We start from the raw sequence: 19,209 nt of genomic DNA, 5'->3' as shown, positions 1-19,209 counted from the left end.
AACGCGACGATGACGACGAGCGACCCGACACCCGCGAGCGGGGCGGCCGCGGAGACCGCCGACTCGCCGGCCACCAAGGAGCAGCTGCAGCGGGCGGTCGACGAGATGACCACCCAGGCCCAGGCCGCCGAGGCCGAGCCGGTCGTGAACCCGACCCCGGCGCGCAAGCGGGCGCCGGCCAAGAAGGCCGCCGCGAAGAAGGCCCCGGCCAAGAAGGCCACCGCGAAGAAGGCCGCCGCCGCGGACGCGGCCACCGCTGCGGTGGCCGGCGGCGACGGCGCCGCCGAGCCCGCCGCGGCGGAGAAGACCACGAAGCGGGCCGCGAAGAAGGCGGCGCCGGCGGCCGACGGCGAGGCGCCGGTCAAGGCCACCCGCAAGCGGGCGCCGCGCAAGACGGCCGCGGAGAGCATCGCCGAGCCCGCCGCCGAGGTCGTCGCCGAGCAGGGCGGCACCGCGGCGCCGGTGGTCGCGCCTGCGCCGATCGCCGAGCCCGGCTCCCCCTCGGGCGCGCCCGCCGGCCAGCCGGAGCCGCCCTCGCCGGACCCGTCCGAGCCCTCGACGCCGCAGGCGCCCGAGGAGGGCACGGCCGCCTCGGGAGGCGCGGCCGCCTCCCCCTCCGCGAGCACCGCGGTCGCGCAGGCCCCGGAGCCGACGCCGCCGGGCGTCGAGGAGGGCGGCCTCACCAGCGGTGCCGGCGGCGGGGGCGAGCACGACGCCCCCGAGCAGGTCAGCGAGGAGGACCTGCGGGCGATCGTCGACGGCTGGTCCCGCGACCCGCACCGGGTGCTCGGCGCGCACGCCGCCGCCGAGGGCTGGGTGGTGCGCACGCTGCGGCCCGACGCGTCCGCGGTGGTCGTCGTCGACCAGGACGACTCCCGCTACGAGGCCCGGCGGATCCACGGCGGGGGCATCTACGAGGCCACCCTGCCGCAGCAGCCCGGGGACTACCGGCTCGAGGTGACCTACGGCGGGGACACCTTCACCGTCGACGACCCCTACCGCTGGATGCCCACGCTCGGCGATCTCGACATGTACCTGATCGGCGAGGGCCGGCACGAGCGGCTGTGGGAGGCGCTCGGTGCGCACGTGCGGCGCTACGAGACCCCGCGCGGCGCCGTCGAGGGCGTCTCCTTCGCCGTCTGGGCGCCCAACGCGCAGGGCGTGAAGGTCACCGGCGACTTCGACTACTGGGAGGCCCGCGCCTACCCGATGCGCCAGCTCGGCTCGATCGGCGTCTGGGAGATCTTCATCCCGGGCGTGCAGGCCGGCACCCGGTACCGCTTCCACGTCCTGGGCGCCGACGGCGTCTGGCGGGAGAAGTCCGACCCGATGGCCTTCGCCACCGAGGTGCCGCCGGCCAACGCCTCCGTCGTCGTCGAGTCCTCCCACGAGTGGAACGACGACGCGTGGCTGGCCGAGCGCGCGCGCGGCAACTGGCACGAGCGGCCGATGAGCGTCTACGAGGTGCACCTGGGCTCGTGGCGGCAGGGCCTGTCCTACCGCCAGCTGGCCGAGGAGCTCGTCGACTACGCCGTCGCCGCCGGGTTCACCCACCTGGAGTTCCTGCCGGTCGCCGAGCACCCGTTCGGCGGCTCGTGGGGCTACCAGGTCACCAGCTACTACGCCCCGACGTCGCGGTTCGGCAGCCCCGACGACTTCCGCTACCTCGTCGACCGGGCACACCAGGCCGGCCTCGGCGTCATCGTCGACTGGGTGCCGGCGCACTTCCCCAAGGACGCCTGGGCGCTGGGCCGGTTCGACGGCACCGCGCTCTACGAGCACGACGACCCGCGCCGCGGCGAGCAGCCGGACTGGGGCACGTTCGTCTTCAACTTCGGCCGCACCGAGGTGCGCAACTTCCTGGTCGCCAACGCGCTGTTCTGGGCCCAGGAGTTCCACGTCGACGGGCTGCGGGTCGACGCCGTCGCCTCGATGCTCTACCTCGACTACTCGCGCGAGGACGGCGAGTGGGTCCCCAACGTGTACGGCGGGCGGGAGAACCTCGAGGCGGTGTCGTTCCTGCAGGAGGTCAACGCCACCGTCTACCGCGAGGTGCCGGGCGTGGTGACCATCGCCGAGGAGTCGACCGCCTGGCCCGGGGTCACCCGGCCCACCTACCTCGGCGGCCTGGGCTTCGGCTTCAAGTGGAACATGGGCTGGATGCACGACTCGCTGGCCTACGTCCAGCGCCAGCCGGTGCACCGCAGCTACCACCACAACCAGCTGACGTTCTCGATGATGTACGCCTACTCCGAGAACTACGTGCTGCCGATCAGCCACGACGAGGTCGTCTACGGCAAGGGCTCGCTGCTGCGGAAGATGCCGGGTGACCGGTGGCAGCAGCTGGCCGGCGTGCGCGGCTACCTCGCCTACATGTGGGCCCACCCCGGCAAGCAGCTGCTGTTCATGGGCTCGGAGTTCGCCCAGGACGGCGAGTGGGCCGAGAGCCGCTCGCTGGACTGGTGGCACCTCGACGACCCCGCGCACCGCGGCGTCCTGCAGCTGGTCACCGACCTCAACGCCCGGTACCGGGAGACCGAGGCGCTGTGGTCGCTCGACGTCGACCCGGCCGGCTTCCAGTGGATCGACGCCAACGACGCGTCGGGCAACGTCATCACCTTCCTGCGCTACGGCCGGCCGAAGGTCGCCGACGTCCCGACGCCGACCGAGGCCGCCGAGAGCGGCACCGAGGCCGCGGTCGTCGAGGGCAGCGGGCAGACGCCGGGCCAGGTGCTCGCCGTCGTCTGCAACTTCGCCGGCACCCCCCACCACGGGTACCGGATCGGCCTGCCGCGCGGCGGGCGCTGGCGCGAGGTGCTCAACACCGACGCCGAGGGCTACGGCGGCTCCGGGGTCGGCAACTACGGCGGGGTCGACGCGGTCGAGGAGCCCTGGCACGGCCAGCCGTTCTCGGCCACCGTCTCCGCGCCGCCGCTGGGCACCCTCTGGCTGCTGCACGAGGGCTGAGCCACCGGCCGTCGTCGCGCGCGGACCCGTTCCCCGCTGCCGCCTGCCCGTGCATCATGGCCCGGCTCCGCGCCCCGGTGGCGCGGACCGGCCCCGGCTCCCTCGGGCGCCCGCACCCCGGCAGAGAAGGAACCCCAGCTCCATGAGGCATGGTCTGCGCCGCGCGATCGTCGCGGCAGCGGCGGGCAGCGTGCTGCTCACCGGTTGCTCGAGCACCGTCGTCGGCGCCGCCTCCCGCGGGCCGAGCGTCCCGGTCGACGTGTCCGACGACGAGTTCCCGATCACCGGTTCCGCGGACACCGAGGCCGACCGGCTGGCGCGCAACGCGCTGGCCGACCTCGACACCTTCTGGAGCGAGGCCTACCCCGAGTTCTTCGGCGAGGAGTACCAGCCGATCACCGGCGGCTACTTCTCGGTCGACTCCACGAACATCGACGAGTCCGCCTACCCGAGGACCGGCATCGGCTGCGAGCGGGCGCCCGAGGACCCCGACGGCGTGGCGAACAACGCCCACTACGACCCCAACTGCGACGCCGTCGCCTACGACCGCGCGCTGCTCGACCAGCTCAGCGCCGAGTTCGGGCCCTACCTCGGCCCCGCCGTCATGGCGCACGAGATCGGCCACGCGATGCAGGGCCGGTTCGGCTTCGCCGACTCGACGATCGTCGTCGAGACGCAGGCCGACTGCCTGGCCGGCGCCTTCACCCGGTGGGTGATCGACGGCAACGCCGAGCACATCGCGCTGCGCGTCTCCGAGCTCGACCAGGTGGTGCTCGGGTTCATCGGCCTGCGCGACCCGGTCGGGTTCTCCCCCGACGACGACCGGGCGCACGGCTCGGGCTTCGACCGGCTGTCGGGCTTCTACGCCGGCTACGACGGCGGCGTCGGCACCTGCCGGGACGACTTCACCGAGCAGCGGCTGTTCGTCGCCACCGAGTTCCTCACCGAGGACGACCTCGACAACGAGGGCAACGCCCCGTACGAGGACATCGCCGGGCTGACCGAGCAGTCGCTGCCGCTGTTCTACGAGCAGGTGTTCCCCGGCCTCGGCCAGGACTTCACCGCGCCGACCGTCCAGGTCTTCGACGGCACCGCGCCCGACTGCGGCGACATGGGCGCCGAGGACCGCGACCTCGGGTTCTGCGAGGCCGACGGCACCGTCTACGTCGACGAGACCGACCTGCTCGGCCCGGCGTACGAGGGCATCGGCGACTTCGCCGTCGCCACCGCCGTCTCCCTCGCCTACGCCCAGGCCGCGCGCGCCGAGCTCGGCCTGTCCATCGACGACGCCACCGCCGTCAGCTCCGCGGTCTGCCTGACCGGCTGGTACGCCGGGCGGTTCTGGACCGGTGACTTCCAGGACGTCGGCGCCCTGTCCCCCGGCGACGTCGACGAGGCGGCGATCTTCCTGCTCACCTACGGCCAGCAGGAGAGCGTCTTCCCGAACACCGACCTGTCCGGCTTCGAGATGGTCGACGCCTTCCGCGACGGCTTCCTCAACGGGGGCGCCGGCTGCGAGATCGGTCTCTGACAGCGCACCACCCGTGACGGCGCCCGTCTCCCCGGAGGAGGCGGGCGCCGTCCGCGTTCACGCAGGCCGATGGCGGGTAGAGGCTCCCGCGATGGACCTCCGCACGCGCTCCCGGGGCGCACTCGCCGTCGTCGTGGCGCTCGGCGTCCTCCTGACGACGGGGTGCTCGTACGTCGTCATCGGGCAGGCGCGGTCGCAGGGGGCGCCGTCGCAGTCGGTCGGCGACGACACCCTGCGCGTCGTCGGCGCCACCGACGGGCCGATCGACACCCTCGCCCGCAACGCCCTCGCCGACCTCGAGACGTTCTGGTCGGACACCTTCCCCACCGTCTACGGGGAGCCGTTCCAGCCGCTGACCGGCGGCTACTTCAGCGTCGACCCGAACGACGTCGACCCGGCGGCCTACCCAGAGGGCATCGGCTGCGGCACCGACCCGCGCGACCTGGAGAACAACGCCTTCTACTGCTCCTCGCAGGGCGTGCCCAACTCCGACTCGATCAGCTACGACCGCGCCTTCCTCGGCGAGCTGGCCGCGCAGTACGGCGAGGTCCTGCCGCAGCTGGTCATGGCCCACGAGTTCGGCCACGCCGTCCAGGCCCGGGTCGGCTACCCGCAGACCTCGATCGCCACCGAGACCCAGGCCGACTGCCTGGCCGGCGCGTGGACCGCCTGGGTGGCCGACGGCAACGCCGAGTTCTCCTCCGTCGACACCACCGACCTCGACCAGCTGCTGCGCGGCTACTTCCTGCTGCGCGACCCGGTGGGCACCGGCACCGGCGAGCAGCAGGCGCACGGCTCCTACTTCGACCGCGTCTCGGCGTTCCAGGAGGGCTTCGACGACGGCGCCGAGGCCTGCCGCGACCGCTACGGCCCCGACCGCGTCTTCACCCAGGGCGAGTTCACGTCCGACGAGGACTTCGCCAACCAGGGGAACGCGGACCCCGCCACCACCCAGCGGATCATCGAGCAGTCCCTGCCGGAGTTCTGGACCCGCGCGTTCACCGAGGTGCTGGACGCCGAGTTCACCGAGCCGCAGCTGGAGACCACCGCGAGCCCGCCGGACTGCGCCCCGGCCGACGTCGCGCTCGTCTACTGCCCCGACAGCGGGAACTCCGGGCTGGTCGCCTACGACCGGGACTTCGCCGGGCAGGCCTACGAGCTCGGCGACTTCGCCGTCGTCACCGGGGTGGCCATCCCCTACGCGCTGGCGGCGCGCGACCAGCTCGACCTGTCCACCGGGGACACCGCCGCCCTGCAGTCGGCGGTGTGCCTGACCGGCTGGTACTCCGCGCAGGTCTACAACAACCAGCTCGAGTCGGTGCGGATCTCACCGGGTGACATCGACGAGAGCGTGCAGTTCCTGCTCACCTACGGCAACGACCCCGACGTGCTCGCCGACGTCGACCTGACCGGCTTCCAGCTCGTCGACGTGTTCCGCGCCGGGTTCCTGCAGGGCGCCGGCGCCTGCGACGTCGGGGCCTGAGCCCCCGTCCTCCGAGCCGGCCCCCCTGCAGGGCCCCGCGGCGAGCCTGCGAGCGGTGGGGGCAGAGGGCCCCCCTAGTACAGGGCGGCCATGAGCTGGCGCCGCGCCGCGACCACCCGCGGGTCCTCGGCGCCCACGACGTCGAACAGCTCGACCAGGTGCCTGCGCGCGGCGTCGCGGTCCTCGCCGGCGGTGCGGCGGACCACGTCGACCAGGCGGGTGAAGGCGCCCTCGACGTCGCCGGTGCCCAGCAGGAAGTCGGCGGCCCGGGTCTGGGCGGCGACGTCGTCGGGGGCGGCGTCGGCCTCGGCGAGCGCGTCGGGGCCCGCGGCGTCGGCGCGGCGGAACAGCTGCACCTGGCGCAGCGCGAGGCCGGCGACCGGGTGGTCGGGCTCGGCGTCGACGATCGCCCGGTAGGCGGCCTCGGCGGCCTCCAGGTCCCCGCGCTCGAGCGCGGCCTCGGCGGCGTCCAGGCGCGGGTCGTCGAGGCCCTCGTCCTCGGCGCCCTCCGCGCCGGGCACCGCGCCGCCGGTGGTGGCGCGCACCAGCTCGGTGACGAACTGGCGGGCCTGCTCCTCGGGGATGGCGCCGGTGAACTCGGCGACCAGCTGCCCCTGCCAGACGGCCTTGACCGCCGGGATGCCCTGCACCCGCAGGCCCTGGGCCAGCGCCGGGTTGGCGTCGACGTCGACCTTCGCCAGGACCCACGAGCCGCCGCCCTCGGCGGCCAGCCGCTCGAGGACCGGGGACAGCTGCTTGCACGGCCCGCACCACTCGGCCCACAGGTCGAGGACGACCGGCACCTGGAAGGAGCGGTCGAGGACCTCGGTCTGGAAGGTGGCCTCGGTGACGTCCACGACGGCCGAGCCGGGGGCACCCGCCGGCGCGGCGGCGCTCGGCGGCGGGGCGGCCTGGGCCCGCGCGGCGGCCTCGGAGCGCGCCTTGACGGCGGCGAGGTCGACCGCACCGGCCAGGGAGGCGGCCAGCTGTGCCTGCTGGGCCTGCGCGCGCGGGTCGGGGCGTCCGGGACGGGTGGGCTGCATGCCGTCCATGATCCCACCGGCAGGCCGGTGTGGTGTCAGCCCTCGGCGGACGGGGCCGGGTCGACGTCCGCGACGTCGCCGGCGCCGAGGCGGACGCGGCGCAGCAGGTCGAACAGCTGCGCCTGCTCGGCCTCGGGCAGGTCGCCGAGACCGAAGTCGAGGGCCATCAGCTGCCGGGTGGCCACCTCGACGACCTCGCGGCCGCGGTCGGTGATGCCGGCCAGGACGCCGCGGCCGTCGGCGGGGTTGGGCCGGCGGTCGACGAAGCCGGCCGCGACCAGCCGGTCGATCGCGTTGGTGACGCTGGTCGGGTGCACCATCAGGCGGCTGCCGATCACCTTCAGCGGCAGCTGCCCGGTGCGGCTGAAGGTGAGCAGCACCAGGACCTCGTAGCGGGCGAAGGTCAGCCCGTGCGGGCGGAGCACCTCGTCGAAGCGGGCGAGCAGGATCTGCTGGACCCGGAACACCGACGTCGCGGCGCGCATCGCCGAGGCGGGCCCGAAGCGCTGCTCCCAGGTCTCCCCCGCGCGCTCGATCGGGTCGAACGGCAGCCCCAGCGCCCGGACCATGCGCCCGACGCTACCTGCCCCGCGCCGCTCCCCCGCCCCGGACGCCGAGTGGTCACCCGGACGCGCCACGTCGACCTGCTGCAGTCTCAGCCGCCCTGAGACGACACCAGGTCGACAACGGGCGCCGTGCCTGTGGACGGCGTCAGCGCGGCACGGGCCCGCTCGGCCATCCTCCGGCGGTGCCCATCCGACCCGCCCGACCCGCCCGGCTGCACGGCCGGGTCTTCCGCGGCTCGTCCCAGGTCGCCGCCGGTCGCCTGACCCGGGGACAGCTGCGCAGCACCGCCTGGCAGCGCCTCTTCCGCGACGTCTACGCGTGCTCGTCGGTCGCGGTCACCCACGAGGTGCGCGCCGGGGCGGCGGCCCTCCTGCTCGTGCCGGGCGCGGTGGTCTCCGGCCGGAGCGCCGCCGTCCTCTGGGGTGTGGACGCCGCCGGACCGGACGACGACGTCGAGCTCACCGTGCCGCCCGGGTCGTCGGCGTCGACGGCCCCGGGCGTCCGCGTCCGCCGGTGGGCGCTGTCGGCGGACGCGGTGACCACCCGCCGCGGCATCCCGGTGACCACCGCGGCGACCACCGCGGTCGACGTCGGCCGGGGCCCCGGACCGCTGGAGGAGTCCGTCGCGCTCGTGGACGCCCTGGTCGCCTGCCGGGCGACCGACCTGGCCACCGTTCGGGCCGCCGCGGCGGCCGCGACCGGACCCGGCTGCCGGCGTGCGCGGCGCGTCGCCGACCTGGCCGACGGGCTCGCCGGCTCACCGCAGGAGACCCGGCTGCGGCTCCTCCTGCACGGCACCCGCCTCCCCCGGCCGCTCGCACAGCACACCGTGCTCGACGCCGACGGCGGGTTCGTGGCCCGGGTGGACTTCGCGTGGCCGGAGCAGCGACTGGCCGTCGAGTACGAGGGCCGGTGGCACGGCCGTCCGCAGCAGGTGGCCCCGGACCGCGCCCGGCTCAACCGGCTCACCGCGGCCGGGTGGCGGGTGGTGTTCGTGACCGCCGAGGACCTGCGGGAACCGGACGTCCTGGTCGCCCGCATCGCCGCCGCGCTGATGACGACGGCGCCGCTCGTCGACCTGCGGTCACCTCGCTGGCGCTGAGACAGCCGCAGGTCGACAACGGGCGCCACCGCCGCTGCCGGAGGGAGGCTCAGGCGGCGGGGCGGAGGCGGGGCACCTCGCGGACGCCGAACACCTCGCGCAGCGCCACCTGCGCGGCGTTGTCCCCGCAGGCGCCGTGCACCGCGGGACCGGGCGGGGTGGCCGAGGAGGCGAGGTACACGCCGTCGACCGGCGTCTTGTACGTGTTCCACCGCGGCACCGGGCGGAACAGCATCTGCCGCAGGGTCGCCTGGCCGTTGGAGATGTCCCCGCCGATGTACATCGGGTTCCACGCCTCCATCTGGACGGCGTTCTTGGTGACACGGTCGACGATCGTGTCCTTGAAGCCCGGCGCGAACCGCTCGACCTGGTCCTCGATGGCCGCGGTCATGTCGACGTCGGAACCGTGCGGCACGTGCACGTAGGCCCAGAACACGTGCCCACCCGCGGGGGCGCGCGTCGGGTCGGGCACGGTCGGCTGGACGGCGAGCACGTACGGGCGCTCGGCGGCCCTCCCCTGGTTCGGCGCGCGCTCGCCGGCGATCGTCTCCTCCAGCGTCCCCGCGACGTGCAGCGTCCCGGCCCGCCGGACGTCGGGGTTGGTCCACGGCACCGGCTCGGACAGGATCCAGTCGATCTTGAAGACGCCGGCGCCGTGCTTGTACCGCCGCACCCACCGCCGGTAGCCCTCGTTCACCCGGTCGCCGGCCATCGACACGAACGCCTCGGGCGAGGTGTCCAGCAGCACCGCCGGGACGCCGTCGAACTCGCGCAGGTCGGTGACCAGGTGTCCGGTGACCACCTCCCCGCCCTGCTGCTCCAGCGCGGTGACCATCGCGTCGGCGAGGTGCTGCGACCCGCCCTCGACCAGGGGCCACCCGACGTGGTGGCCGAGCATCGTCAGCAGCATCCCGAGCGCGGACGTCAGCGGCTGGCTCAGGTCGAGCATGCCGTGCGCGGCGGCCCCGCCCAGCAGCGCGCGCGCCTCGTCGGTCCGGAAGTACCGGTGCGCCAGCCAGCTCACGTTCGGCAGCCCGTTGAGCCCGAAGTGCACGATCTGCGGCACGCTGCGGGTGGGCAGCCGCCGCAGCCGGCTGGTCAGGAAGAAGTCGACGACGTCCTGCCCGTGCTCCACCAGCGGCTCGAACAGCCGGCGGTAGGCCGCGCCGTCGGGCCCGAGCGCGTCCGCGGTCTCCTCCAGCGAGCGGTACTGGACCGCGGCCCGCCCGCCGTCCAGCGGGTGCGCGAAGTTGACCTCCGGCTGCACCAGCCGCACGCCGCGGCTGGGCAGGTCGAACTCGCGGAAGAACGGCGCCGCCGCGGCCATCGGCTGCACGATCGAGCAGACGTCGTGCCGGTACCCCGGCCGCATGAGCTCCTCGGTCCGCATCCCGCCGCCGGGCTTGTCGGCCGCCTCGACCACCTGCACGCGCAGGCCGGCGGCGGCCAGCCGGAGGGCGGCGGCCAGGCCGTTCGGCCCGGCCCCGACGACGACGGCGTCCGGCTTCCCGTTCACCGGGCCAGTCTGCCCGGGGCAGGTCAGAGCTGCGCGAGGAGCCGGTCGGCCGCGCGGTAGGGGTCGGTCGCCCCCGCCACCACCTCGCCGGCCAGCGCGGCCAGGGCCGCGGACCCGCGCACCTCGCCGATCCGCGCGCGCAGCCCGGCCAGCGCGATCGCCTCGATCTCCCGGGCGGCCCGCTCGGCCCGGCGCCGGGTGCCCTCACCGGAGTCGGTGAGCCACCGCCGGTGCGCCTCGACCTCGGCGAGGACCCGGTCGATCCCCTCGTCGCGGGCGGCCACGGTGCGCAGGATCGGCGGCTTCCACGCGCCCGGACCGGCGTGCCGCCCGCCGAGGGACTGCGCGTACCGCAGGTCCCGCACGGTGGAGTCGGCGCCGTCGCGGTCGGCCTTGTTGACGACGAGGACGTCGGCCACCTCGAGGATCCCGGCCTTCGCCGCCTGGATGCCGTCGCCCATGCCCGGCGCGACGAGAACCAGCGTGGTGTCGGCCAGCGACGCGATCTCCAGCTCCGACTGCCCCACCCCGACGGTCTCCACCAGCACGACGTCGCAGCCGGCCGCGTCCAGCACCCGCAGCGCCTGCGGCGTCGCCCAGGCCAGCCCGCCGAGGTGCCCGCGGGAGGCCATCGAGCGGATGTAGACCCCGGGGTCGCCGGCGTGGTCCTGCATCCGCACCCGGTCGCCGAGCAGCGCCCCGCCGGAGAACGGCGACGACGGGTCGACGGCGAGCACGCCCACCCGCTTCCCGGCCGCCCGCAGCGCGCGCACCAGCGCCGTCGTCGTCGTGGACTTGCCCACCCCCGGGGAGCCGGTCAGACCGATGACCTGCGCGTGCCCGGTGTGCGGGGCCAGTGCGGCGGCGACCTCGCGCAGCACCGGGCTCGCGTCCTCGACCAGCGAGATGAGCCGCGCCACCGCGCGGGCCTCGCCGTCGCGGGCGCGGGCGACCAGGTCGGGGACGTCGACAGCGCGCCGGCCCCGCCGCCCGCGGGGGGCGACGGGGCCGGGCGTCTGTACAGCCGTCCCCTGCGGGGACTCCGTCACGCCGAGGCGGGAGCGGGCACGTGCAGGATCAGCGCGTCGCCCTGGCCGCCGCCGCCGCACAGCGCGGCGGCGCCGACCCCGCCACCGCGGCGGCGCAGCTCCAGGGCGAGGTCCAGCACGATGCGGGCGCCGCTCATGCCGACCGGGTGGCCGAGGGCGATGGCGCCGCCGTTGGGGTTGACCTTCTCCGGGTCGATGCCGAGCTCGCGGGTGGACACGATGCCCACCGCCGCGAACGCCTCGTTGAGCTCGACCAGGTCGAGGTCCTTCGGGTCGATGCCCTCGCGCGCGCAGGCCTTCTGGATGGCCCGCGACGGCTGGCTCTGCAGCGTGGCGTCCGGCCCGGCGACGACGCCGTGCGCGCCGATCTCCGCGATCACCGTGCAGCCGAGCTCGGCGGCCTTCTCCGCGGACATGACCACGACCGCGCACGCGCCGTCGGAGATCTGCGAGGCGGTGCCGGCGGTGATGGTGCCGTCCTTGGCGAAGGCCGGCTTGAGCTTGGCGAGGGTCTCGACCGTGGTGTCGGCGCGGATGCCCTCGTCCTCGCGGAACTCGATCGGGTCGCCCTTGCGCTGCGGGATGAGGACGGGGGTGATCTCCTCGTCGAAGACCCCGTTCTTCGCGGCGCGGGCGGCCTTCTGGTGGCTCTCCGCGGCGAAGGCGTCCTGCTCCTCGCGGGTCAGGTCGTACCGCTCGTTGGCCCGCTCGGTGAGGGCGCCCATGGCGATCTGGTCGAAGGTGTCCGACAGCCCGTCGTGGGCCATCGAGTCGACGAGCGTGGCGTCGCCGTACTTGGTGCCGGTTCGGGAGCTGGGCAGCAGGTGCGGCGCCTGGGTCATGGACTCCATGCCCCCGGCGACGACGACGTCGAACTCGCCGGCGCGGATGAGCTGGTCGGCCAGGGCGATCGCGTCGAGGCCGGACAGGCAGACCTTGTTGAGCGTGAACGACGGCACCGACATCGGGATGCCGCCGGCGACCGCGGCCGGGCGGGCCGGGTTCTGGCCGGCGCCGGCCTGGATGACCTGACCCATGATCACGTAGTCGACCTGGTCGCCGGAGATGCCGGCGCGCTCGAGGGCGGCCTTGATGGCGATGCCGCCGAGGTCGGCGGCGGAGAAGTCCTTGAGGGAGCCGAGGAGCCGGCCCATGGGGGTCCGGGCGCCGCTGACGATGACCGAGCGGGACATGCTGCCTCCAGTGCGGGTCGCCGTCGTTGGCGACCGCGGGTCGGGCCGCGCCGGGCGGACGGGTCGCGGCGGTCGGGCTGCGGCACAGGATAGATCGGTTCTCCAACCGGGGTCGACGCCCTGCGCCGACCCGGTCGCCCGCGGCGACCGGCGGCAACGGACCGGCCGTCCTCGGGGGCGGCCCGGCCGGGCTGCCCCGCCCTGCACCCCGAGGGCGTGATGGTGGCCACACCAGGGAGTCGTCTCAGACGTCTTGCGTCAGGATGACGCGGTGACCGCCGACGCGTCTGCTCCCGCGGGCCTGCCCGCCGAGCTCTTCACCACCATCGACCACGTGGGCATCGCCGTCCCCGACCTCGACGAGGCGATCGCCTTCTACGCACAGGCCTTCGGCGTGCGCTCCGTGCACGAGGAGACCAACGAGGAGCAGGGCGTCCGCGAGGCGATGCTCGCCGTCGGCTCCGGCGACACCCGCATCCAGCTGCTCGCCCCGCTGACGCCGGAGTCGACGATCGCCAAGTTCATCGGCCGGTCGGGCCCGGGCCTGCAGCAGCTCGCCTTCCGCGTCGACGACGTCGAGGCGGTCAGCGCCACCCTGCGCGAGCGCGGCCTGCGGCTGCTCTACGACACCCCCAAGCGCGGGACGTCGGACAGCCGCGTCAACTTCGTGCACCCCAAGGACGCCGGCGGCGTGCTCGTCGAGCTGGTCGAGCCGGCCCGCACCCCGCACTGAGCCCCCGGGGCCAGCCCCACCCCGACCTGCGCACGACCCGCGGGTTACCGGCCGGTAACCTGCCGCGCACCCGCCCTACCACCCCTCCGAGCCGACGAAGACCCGGGAGAGACACGTGGACGAGATCAGGGACGCCATCCTCGCCGACCAGCTCAGCGACATCGGCGGTCTGCCGGTGCCGGAGTCCTACCGGGCGGTCCTCGTCCGCAAGGACGAGCAGGACATGTTCGCGGGGATGCCCACCAAGGAGAAGGACCCGCGCAAGTCGCTGCACGTGGAGGAGGTCGCCACCCCGGAGCTCGGCCCGGGCGAGGCGATCGTCGCCGTGATGGCCTCCTCGGTGAACTACAACACCGTCTGGACGTCGATCTTCGAGCCGGTCAGCACCTTCGGGTTCCTCGAGCGCTACGGCCGCCAGAACGACCTCACCAAGCGGCACGACCTGCCCTACCACGTCGTCGGGTCCGACCTGGCCGGCGTCGTCCTGCGGGTGGGCCCCGGCGTGAACAAGTGGAAGCCCGGCGACGAGGTCGTCGCGCACTGCCTGTCGGTCGAGCTCGAGGACCCGGCCGGCCACGACGACACGATGATGGACCCGCAGCAGCGGATCTGGGGCTTCGAGACCAACTTCGGCGGCCTCGCCGAGCTCGCGCTGGTCAAGAGCAACCAGCTCATGCCCAAGCCCGCGCACCTGTCCTGGGAGGAGGCGGCCGCCCCCGGGCTGGTCAACTCCACCGCCTACCGCCAGCTGGTGTCCCGCAACGGCGCGGACATGAAGCAGGGCGACGTCGTCCTGATCTGGGGCGCCTCGGGTGGCCTGGGCTCCTACGCCACCCAGATGGCCCTCAACGGCGGCGCCATCCCCGTCTGCGTGGTCTCCAGCCCGGAGAAGGCCGACATCGTCCGGAAGATGGGCGCCGAGCTGGTCATCGACCGCTCCGCCGAGGGCTACCGGTTCTGGAAGGACGAGCAGACCCAGGACCCCAAGGAGTGGCAGCGGTTCGGCAAGCGGATCCGCGAGCTGACCGGCGGGGACGACGTCGACATCGTCTTCGAGCACCCCGGCCGCGAGACCTTCGGCGCCAGCGTCTACGTCGCCAAGAAGGGCGGCACGATCGTCACCTGCGCCTCCACCAGCGGCTACATGCACTCCTACGACAACCGCTACCTGTGGATGAACCTCAAGCGGATCGTCGGGTCGCACTTCGCCAACTACAAGGAGGCGTGGGAGGCCAACCGGCTCATCGACAAGGGGCTGATCCACCCGACGCTGTCGAAGACCTACGCGATGGACGAGGTGGGCCAGGCCGCCTACGACGTCCACCACAACCTCCACCAGGGCAAGGTCGGCGTGCTGACCCTCGCCCCGGAGGAGGGCCTCGGCGTCAAGGACGCCGAGAAGCGGGAGCGGCTCCTGCCCGCGATCAACCGCTTCCGCGGCATCTAGTTCCAGCAGCCCCTGGACGGGGGTGCCCGGGCGCCGGCCGGCGTCCGGGCACCCTGGGGGGAGCCGCCTCGTTGTCCGACGGGGCGCGGTCCGGGGGCCCACCGGCACCACCCGGGGCGCCACACGCCGAACGGCGGGACCCGCCTCGACACGCTGACGCCCCTCCCCCGACTCTGCGAGGATGACCCGCATGACCGATCCCCGCCGCGACCTGCTGCCGATGCGCGAGGCCCAGCACTCGTTCGACGTGGTGCTGCGGGGTTACGACCGCCACCAGGTGGCCGAGACCATCGAGCGCCTCGAGGCCGACATCCGGGTCGCGCTGGCCGACCGGGACGCCGCGGCCGCGCGCGTCAACGACCTCGCCGGCCAGCTGTCGGCGATGCACGCGGAGATCGACCAGCTGCGCCGCAAGGCCGCGAACTCGGGCCCCGCCACGTTCGAGAACATGAGCGAGCGCATCTCGCACATGCTCCGGCTGGCCGAGGAGGAGGCCGCCGACATCCGCGCGACCGCCGAGCAGGAGGCCCGGGCGCTGCGCGAGCAGACCGCCGCCGAGGAGCGCGCGATGCTCGAGCGGCACGCGGCGGGCCAGGCCGAGGTGGAGCGGATGCTCGCCGAGGCCCGCCAGAACGCCGAGCAGATCGCCAGCAAGGCGCAGATCCGCGCCGACGAGCTGGTGGCCAAGGCGCAGGAGAAGGTCGCCCGGCTCGACGCCGAGTCGCAGGCCCGCCGCGCCAAGGTCGAGGAGGACTTCGAGATCGCGCAGCGCGCCCGCCGCGCCGAGGCCGCGCGGATCGAGGAGGAGCGCGACCAGCAGTCGGTGCGCGCCGCGCAGGAGCGCGTCGCCGCCGCGGAGGCGCACGCGGCCGCCGTCGTCACCGACGCCGAGGCCTCCGCCGCCGCCGTCCGCCGGGTGCGCGACGAGCTCACCGCGCGGCTCAGCGAGGCCCGGCGGGTGCTGTCCACCCTGCCCGACCTGGCCGACCGGCCCCAGCCGCAGGCGCAGCGCCCGGGCCAGCCGGGGCAGCAGGCCGCCCGCCCGCCGGCCGCCCCGCAGCCGGCGGCCCCGGCCCCGCAGTCGTCGCCGTCCCCGCAGGAGCAGCAGCTCGCGGCTCGCCGCGACGCCGACGGCCCGCAGACCGCGGTGCAGCCGGCCGTCGGCCGTCCCGCCGGGGAGCCGCAGACGCTCGTGCAGCCCGCCGTCGGGCCGCAGACGGCCGTGCAGCGTGCAGTCGGCCCGCAGAGCGGTGGGCAGCCGGCCGCACCCCGCCCGACGCCGCACACCCGGCCCGCCGAGGCCCCGGCCGGCGAGGCCGCCGCGGCCCGGCAGCCCACCCGGCCGTCGTCGCCGCAGACGATGCCCGCCGTGCAGCCGCCGGCCGGGCAGGAGTCGGCGCCCGGCCGGCCGTCGGCGGCGGAGACCCAGCAGATCCGCCCGGTGCACACCGCGGGCCAGGAGGAGGGCCGGCCGGCCGACGGGTCGAGCCGCGCGGAGCAGCCGTCCCCCGAGGGCGCCCCGGAGCCCCAGGGCCCGCAGACCGCGGTGCAGCCCGCCGTCCGCAGCGGCGACACCGGCGGCCAGCCCGCCGTCCCCGGGCGTCGCTGACCTGCTGCCCGCGCGCCGCGGACCGCGGCGGGGTAGGCAGGAGGCGTGACAGACGCGTCCGGACCGGTCACTCCCGGTCCGGACGCACCGCGCGAGGGGCGTGCCCGGCACCGGCACCGCGCGCGACCCGCGGGCCCGCGGCGTCCCGCCGTGCGCGGCACGCTGCTCGCCGCGGGCCTGGCCGTCCTCGTCGGCGGCGTGGGACTGGGGCAGGCCGCGCTCGGTCGCGACGACGCCGGCCCGGCGGCGCACCCGTCCGCCGCGAGCACCCCGGGTCCGGGCGACGACGCGACTCCCCCGGACGGCGCCGAGCCGGTGGCCGGCTGGCTCGGCGCCGCGCTGCCGCCGCAGACCCCCCTGGCCGCCACGGCCGCCGTCCGGCGGGAGCTGACCGACGCCGGCGTCCCCGCCGGCCGGCTGCGCCCGGCCGAGGACGGCGTGCCGCCCGGCGCACTGCTCGCCGTCGTCGGGGCCGCGCCGGCCGGCTCGCGGGTGGTGGCCCGCTTCGACCGGCACGGGGACGGCAGCGAGCTGCTCGTCGTCGACCCCGCGCCCGGCGAGCCCACGGCCGGGGAGGTCGCCCGCCGGCAGGACCTCGCGCAGGCGCTGCACGCCAACCCGACCACCCGGGCCGAGGGGGCCGCGGCCGCCGTCCTACAGGACGCCGCCGTCGACGAGCGGCTGCTCACCGTGCTGGCCGCCGTGGCCGCCGCCGACGGCGTGGGTGTCGCGGCGTTCCCCGCGCTGCCGGGCGAGGAGGGCGGCGCGACGCCGGCCCGCCGGGCGCTCGTCGACGCCGTCGGCGGCGCGCCGGTGCCCGGGGACCCCGAGGCCACCGAGCGGCTGCGGGCGTGGCTCGCCGCCCAGCTCCCGCCGTTCGCCCCCGACGACGTCGAGGTGACCGACGCCGGGGTGCTCGTGTCCTTCCGCTACGTCTCCGCGCCGGAGGCCCTGGTGACCGCCGCCACCGGCTGACGGCGCGCCCGGCGGACCCCGCGGGTGTGGCCCGCGGACCCGCGAGGTAGACGTTGGGTCATCCCCTGACGACGGCGGGGTCCGACGCTGCACCGGGAGGCGCGAGTGAGCAGGACGAGCCGGGTCCTGGCGGTGGTGGCCCTGACCGCGGCGGGAGCGGGACTGCCCGCCGGCCCGGCGGCCGCGGACGACGGCGGTCTGCTCCGGCTGGCGCACCTGTCCCCTGACACCCCGGCCGTCGACGTCTACGTCGACTCGGTCGCCGACCCCGCGGCCGGCCAGGTGTTCCCCGCGGTCGGCTACGGCGCGGTGTCGGACTACCAGCCCGTCCCCGCCGGCACCTACGCGGTGAGCATGCGCGCAGCCGGCGCGGACCCGGGGAGCCCGCCGGTGCTCTCGACGACGGTGCGGGTCGGCGCGGACAGCGCGCACACCGTGGCCGGCGTCGGCACCTTCGCCGACCTGGGCCTCGAGGTGCTCGACGACGACCTCACCCCGCCGCCGCCGGGCACCGCGCGGCTGCGGGTCGTCGCGGCGGCAGCCGGCGCGCAGGCCCTCGACGTCGCCGTCCGCGGCGGGCCGTCCCTGGCCGCCGGCCTGGCGTTCGCGGACACGACCGGCTACGTCGACGTCCCCGCAGGCGCCACGGCGGTCACCGTGACGCCGCAGGGCGGCCAGGCCACGGACCTGCCGGTGCAGGTCGACGCCGGGTCGGTGTACAGCGTGCTGGTGCTCGACCGGGCCGGCGGCGGGCTGACCGTGCGGACCGCCCTCGACGCCGCCGGTCCCGGGGTCGTCCCCTCGGGCGGGGTGGAGGCCGGTGCCGGCGGCGCGGCGGACGACCCCTCGCTGCCCGCGCCGGTCACGGCCACCGTCCTCGCCGCCGCCGCGGGCCTGGTCCTGCTCAGCACGCGGCGGGCGGCCGCCGGCGCGGCTCCGGGCCGGCACGCCGCGGGCCGCCGGCGCCGGTGAGCGGGTCGGCCGCCCGCCACCGCGCTCCCGTCCGCCGGTCCCGGCACCGCGCGCCCCGCTGGAGCCGGGGAGGCCTGCTGCGGCTGGCGCTGGCCCTCCTCGCGCTCGCCGCGGGGGCGGTCGCCCTGCTGGAGCCGGCCGCTCCCCCGCCGGCCGCCGCCGGGACGCCGGCCGCGACCGTCCCGGGGCCGGTCGTGCTCGCCCAGCGGTCCGCCCCGGCGGCCGTGCCGCCGGTCCGGGTGCGGGCGCCGGCGATCGGTCTCGACAGCGGGCTGGCCGGCCTGGGCCTCGACGCCGCCGGCGCGCTGGCGGCCCCGGCCGACCCCGCGACGGCCGGCTGGTACACCGGCGGCCCGGTGCCGGGCGACGTCGGCCCGGCGGTGCTGGCCGGGCACGTCGACTCCCGCAGCGGCCCGGCGGTCTTCTGGCGGCTGCGCGAGCTCACCCCCGGGGACGCGGTGCTCGTCGACCGCGCCGACGGCAGCACGGTGGCGTTCACCGTCACCCGGGTCGAGCGGCACCCGAAGGACGCCTTCCCCACCGACGCCGTGTACGCGCCGACGGCGGACGCCCAGCTGCGCCTGGTCACCTGCGGCGGCGCCTTCGACCGCACGGTGCGCAGCTACGAGGACAACGTCGTGGTCTTCGCGACCGCGACGGCCTGAGCCCTCGTCAGCGGCGGCGGTCGCGGGCCTGCCAGCAGGCGGTGTGCCAGTGCCGGCGCAGGTCGGCGGCGGAGTCGGTGTCCCAGGGCTCGAGGTCCGAGTCGCGGGCGTAGGCCGGCCAGCTGACCACGTGCGGCGTGCCCGGCCGGATCTCCTGGTCGCAGCCCGGGCAGCGGTACGGCTTGGTGCTCGCCGCCCCGGTCAGCCGGCGGACGACCCAGTCGCCGTCCGCGGCCTCCTCGACGTCCTCGCGCCGACGCGCGAGCGGGGGGGGGGGGGGGGGGGCGCCCCCCCCGGCCCCCGGGGCCCCCCCCGGGCCGCCCGCCGCGGCGCGCGTGGACGCCACACCCCGCCCGG

At 75.9% G+C, this 19,209-nt stretch carries 16 protein-coding genes; 10 read left to right on the top strand and 6 right to left on the bottom strand.

Annotation, left to right across the window (positions count from 1 at the left end; translation table 11 throughout):
* Positions 1-9 precede the first annotated feature (9 nt).
* From glgB to ACI8AR_RS08530, 3 genes are all read left to right on the top strand, one after another.
* Positions 10-2,967 (top strand): 1,4-alpha-glucan branching protein GlgB, encoded by a 2,958-nt coding sequence (gene glgB / locus ACI8AR_RS08540; RefSeq protein ID WP_457050636.1) that lies wholly within the window; start codon positions 10-12, stop codon positions 2,965-2,967.
* Positions 2,968-3,109: 142 nt separating this feature from the next.
* Positions 3,110-4,498, top strand: a complete 1,389-nt coding sequence (locus tag ACI8AR_RS08535; protein ID WP_457050635.1) for a neutral zinc metallopeptidase — start codon at positions 3,110-3,112, stop codon at positions 4,496-4,498.
* Between the two features lie 91 nt (positions 4,499-4,589).
* Positions 4,590-5,981, top strand: a complete 1,392-nt coding sequence (locus tag ACI8AR_RS08530) for a neutral zinc metallopeptidase (RefSeq protein WP_457050634.1) — start codon at positions 4,590-4,592, stop codon at positions 5,979-5,981.
* A 74-nt stretch (positions 5,982-6,055) separates the two neighbouring features.
* Here the strand turns inward: ACI8AR_RS08530 and ACI8AR_RS08525 are convergent, their stop codons facing one another.
* Both ACI8AR_RS08525 and ACI8AR_RS08520 read right to left on the bottom strand, forming a co-directional pair.
* Entirely contained in the window at positions 6,056-7,024 is a 969-nt protein-coding gene (locus ACI8AR_RS08525; protein WP_457050633.1) for a tetratricopeptide repeat protein, read from the bottom strand.
* Positions 7,025-7,059: 35 nt separating this feature from the next.
* A complete protein-coding gene (locus ACI8AR_RS08520) occupies positions 7,060-7,593 on the bottom strand; it encodes a MarR family winged helix-turn-helix transcriptional regulator (protein ID WP_456935927.1) in 534 nt (177 codons plus the stop codon).
* 179 nt (positions 7,594-7,772) lie between these two features.
* On the opposite strand from ACI8AR_RS08520, the gene ACI8AR_RS08515 reads away from it, so the two are divergent.
* A complete protein-coding gene (locus tag ACI8AR_RS08515) occupies positions 7,773-8,693 on the top strand; it encodes a hypothetical protein (protein ID WP_457050632.1) in 921 nt (306 codons plus the stop codon).
* A gap of 49 nt (positions 8,694-8,742) precedes the next feature.
* Here the strand turns inward: ACI8AR_RS08515 and ACI8AR_RS08510 are convergent, their stop codons facing one another.
* From ACI8AR_RS08510 to ACI8AR_RS08500, 3 genes are read right to left on the bottom strand one after another with little or no spacing between them, the layout of a single operon-like run.
* Positions 8,743-10,209 carry a phytoene desaturase family protein gene (locus ACI8AR_RS08510; RefSeq protein ID WP_457050631.1) on the bottom strand — a complete coding sequence of 489 codons (1,467 nt, stop codon included), beginning with the start codon at positions 10,207-10,209 and terminating at the stop codon, positions 8,743-8,745.
* 23 nt (positions 10,210-10,232) lie between these two features.
* Positions 10,233-11,258, bottom strand: a complete 1,026-nt coding sequence (gene meaB, locus ACI8AR_RS08505; RefSeq protein WP_457050630.1) for a methylmalonyl Co-A mutase-associated GTPase MeaB — start codon at positions 11,256-11,258, stop codon at positions 10,233-10,235.
* Positions 11,255-12,451 carry an acetyl-CoA C-acetyltransferase gene (locus tag ACI8AR_RS08500; RefSeq protein WP_456935931.1) on the bottom strand — a complete coding sequence of 399 codons (1,197 nt, stop codon included), beginning with the start codon at positions 12,449-12,451 and terminating at the stop codon, positions 11,255-11,257. The genes meaB and ACI8AR_RS08500 overlap by 4 nt, the downstream gene beginning before the upstream one ends.
* 271 nt (positions 12,452-12,722) lie before the next feature.
* Between ACI8AR_RS08500 and mce the strand changes: the two genes are divergently transcribed.
* The 6 genes from mce (at position 12,723) to ACI8AR_RS08470 (ending at position 18,852) form a co-directional block, all read left to right on the top strand.
* Complete coding sequence (mce, locus tag ACI8AR_RS08495; protein WP_456935932.1) at positions 12,723-13,184, top strand: methylmalonyl-CoA epimerase; 462 nt, start codon at positions 12,723-12,725, stop codon at positions 13,182-13,184.
* A gap of 115 nt (positions 13,185-13,299) precedes the next feature.
* A complete protein-coding gene (gene ccrA, locus ACI8AR_RS08490; protein WP_457050629.1) occupies positions 13,300-14,631 on the top strand; it encodes a crotonyl-CoA carboxylase/reductase in 1,332 nt (443 codons plus the stop codon).
* Positions 14,632-14,821: 190 nt separating this feature from the next.
* The gene (locus ACI8AR_RS08485; RefSeq protein ID WP_457050628.1) at positions 14,822-16,240 is read left to right on the top strand and encodes a hypothetical protein; all 1,419 of its coding nucleotides are present in this window, start codon (positions 14,822-14,824) and stop codon (positions 16,238-16,240) included.
* A gap of 150 nt (positions 16,241-16,390) precedes the next feature.
* Positions 16,391-17,215 (top strand): hypothetical protein, encoded by an 825-nt coding sequence (locus ACI8AR_RS08480; protein WP_457050627.1) that lies wholly within the window; start codon positions 16,391-16,393, stop codon positions 17,213-17,215.
* Between the two features lie 105 nt (positions 17,216-17,320).
* Complete coding sequence (locus tag ACI8AR_RS08475; protein WP_457050626.1) at positions 17,321-18,187, top strand: DUF4397 domain-containing protein; 867 nt, start codon at positions 17,321-17,323, stop codon at positions 18,185-18,187.
* Positions 18,184-18,852: a class F sortase gene (locus ACI8AR_RS08470; protein ID WP_457050625.1), complete on the top strand. Its 669-nt coding sequence runs from the start codon at positions 18,184-18,186 to the stop codon at positions 18,850-18,852. The genes ACI8AR_RS08475 and ACI8AR_RS08470 overlap by 4 nt, the downstream gene beginning before the upstream one ends.
* A 7-nt stretch (positions 18,853-18,859) precedes the next feature.
* Here ACI8AR_RS08470 and ACI8AR_RS08465 read toward each other — a convergent pair whose 3' ends face one another.
* Positions 18,860-18,982: a hypothetical protein gene (locus ACI8AR_RS08465; RefSeq protein ID WP_456929124.1), complete on the bottom strand. Its 123-nt coding sequence runs from the start codon at positions 18,980-18,982 to the stop codon at positions 18,860-18,862.
* Between the last annotated feature and the right edge of the window lie 227 nt (positions 18,983-19,209).

This window comes from Geodermatophilus sp. SYSU D01036, from assembly GCF_054050435.1.
Note: the sequence above shows the minus strand (reverse complement) of the source record. Positions and strands in the feature narration are given on the sequence as shown.

Excerpts from the sequence above, each read along its gene's own strand:
- ACI8AR_RS08485 (WP_457050628.1), top strand. The coding sequence starts at position 14,822 with ATGACCGATCCCCGCCGCGACCTGCTGCCGATGCGCGAGGCCCAGCAC.
- ACI8AR_RS08500 (WP_456935931.1), bottom strand. The coding sequence starts at position 12,451 with ATGTCCCGCTCGGTCATCGTCAGCGGCGCCCGGACCCCCATGGGCCGG.
- ACI8AR_RS08535 (WP_457050635.1), top strand. The coding sequence starts at position 3,110 with ATGAGGCATGGTCTGCGCCGCGCGATCGTCGCGGCAGCGGCGGGCAGC.
- glgB (WP_457050636.1), top strand. The coding sequence starts at position 10 with ATGACGACGAGCGACCCGACACCCGCGAGCGGGGCGGCCGCGGAGACC.
- ACI8AR_RS08530 (WP_457050634.1), top strand. The coding sequence starts at position 4,590 with ATGGACCTCCGCACGCGCTCCCGGGGCGCACTCGCCGTCGTCGTGGCG.
- ACI8AR_RS08520 (WP_456935927.1), bottom strand. The coding sequence starts at position 7,593 with ATGGTCCGGGCGCTGGGGCTGCCGTTCGACCCGATCGAGCGCGCGGGG.
- ACI8AR_RS08525 (WP_457050633.1), bottom strand. The coding sequence starts at position 7,024 with ATGCAGCCCACCCGTCCCGGACGCCCCGACCCGCGCGCGCAGGCCCAG.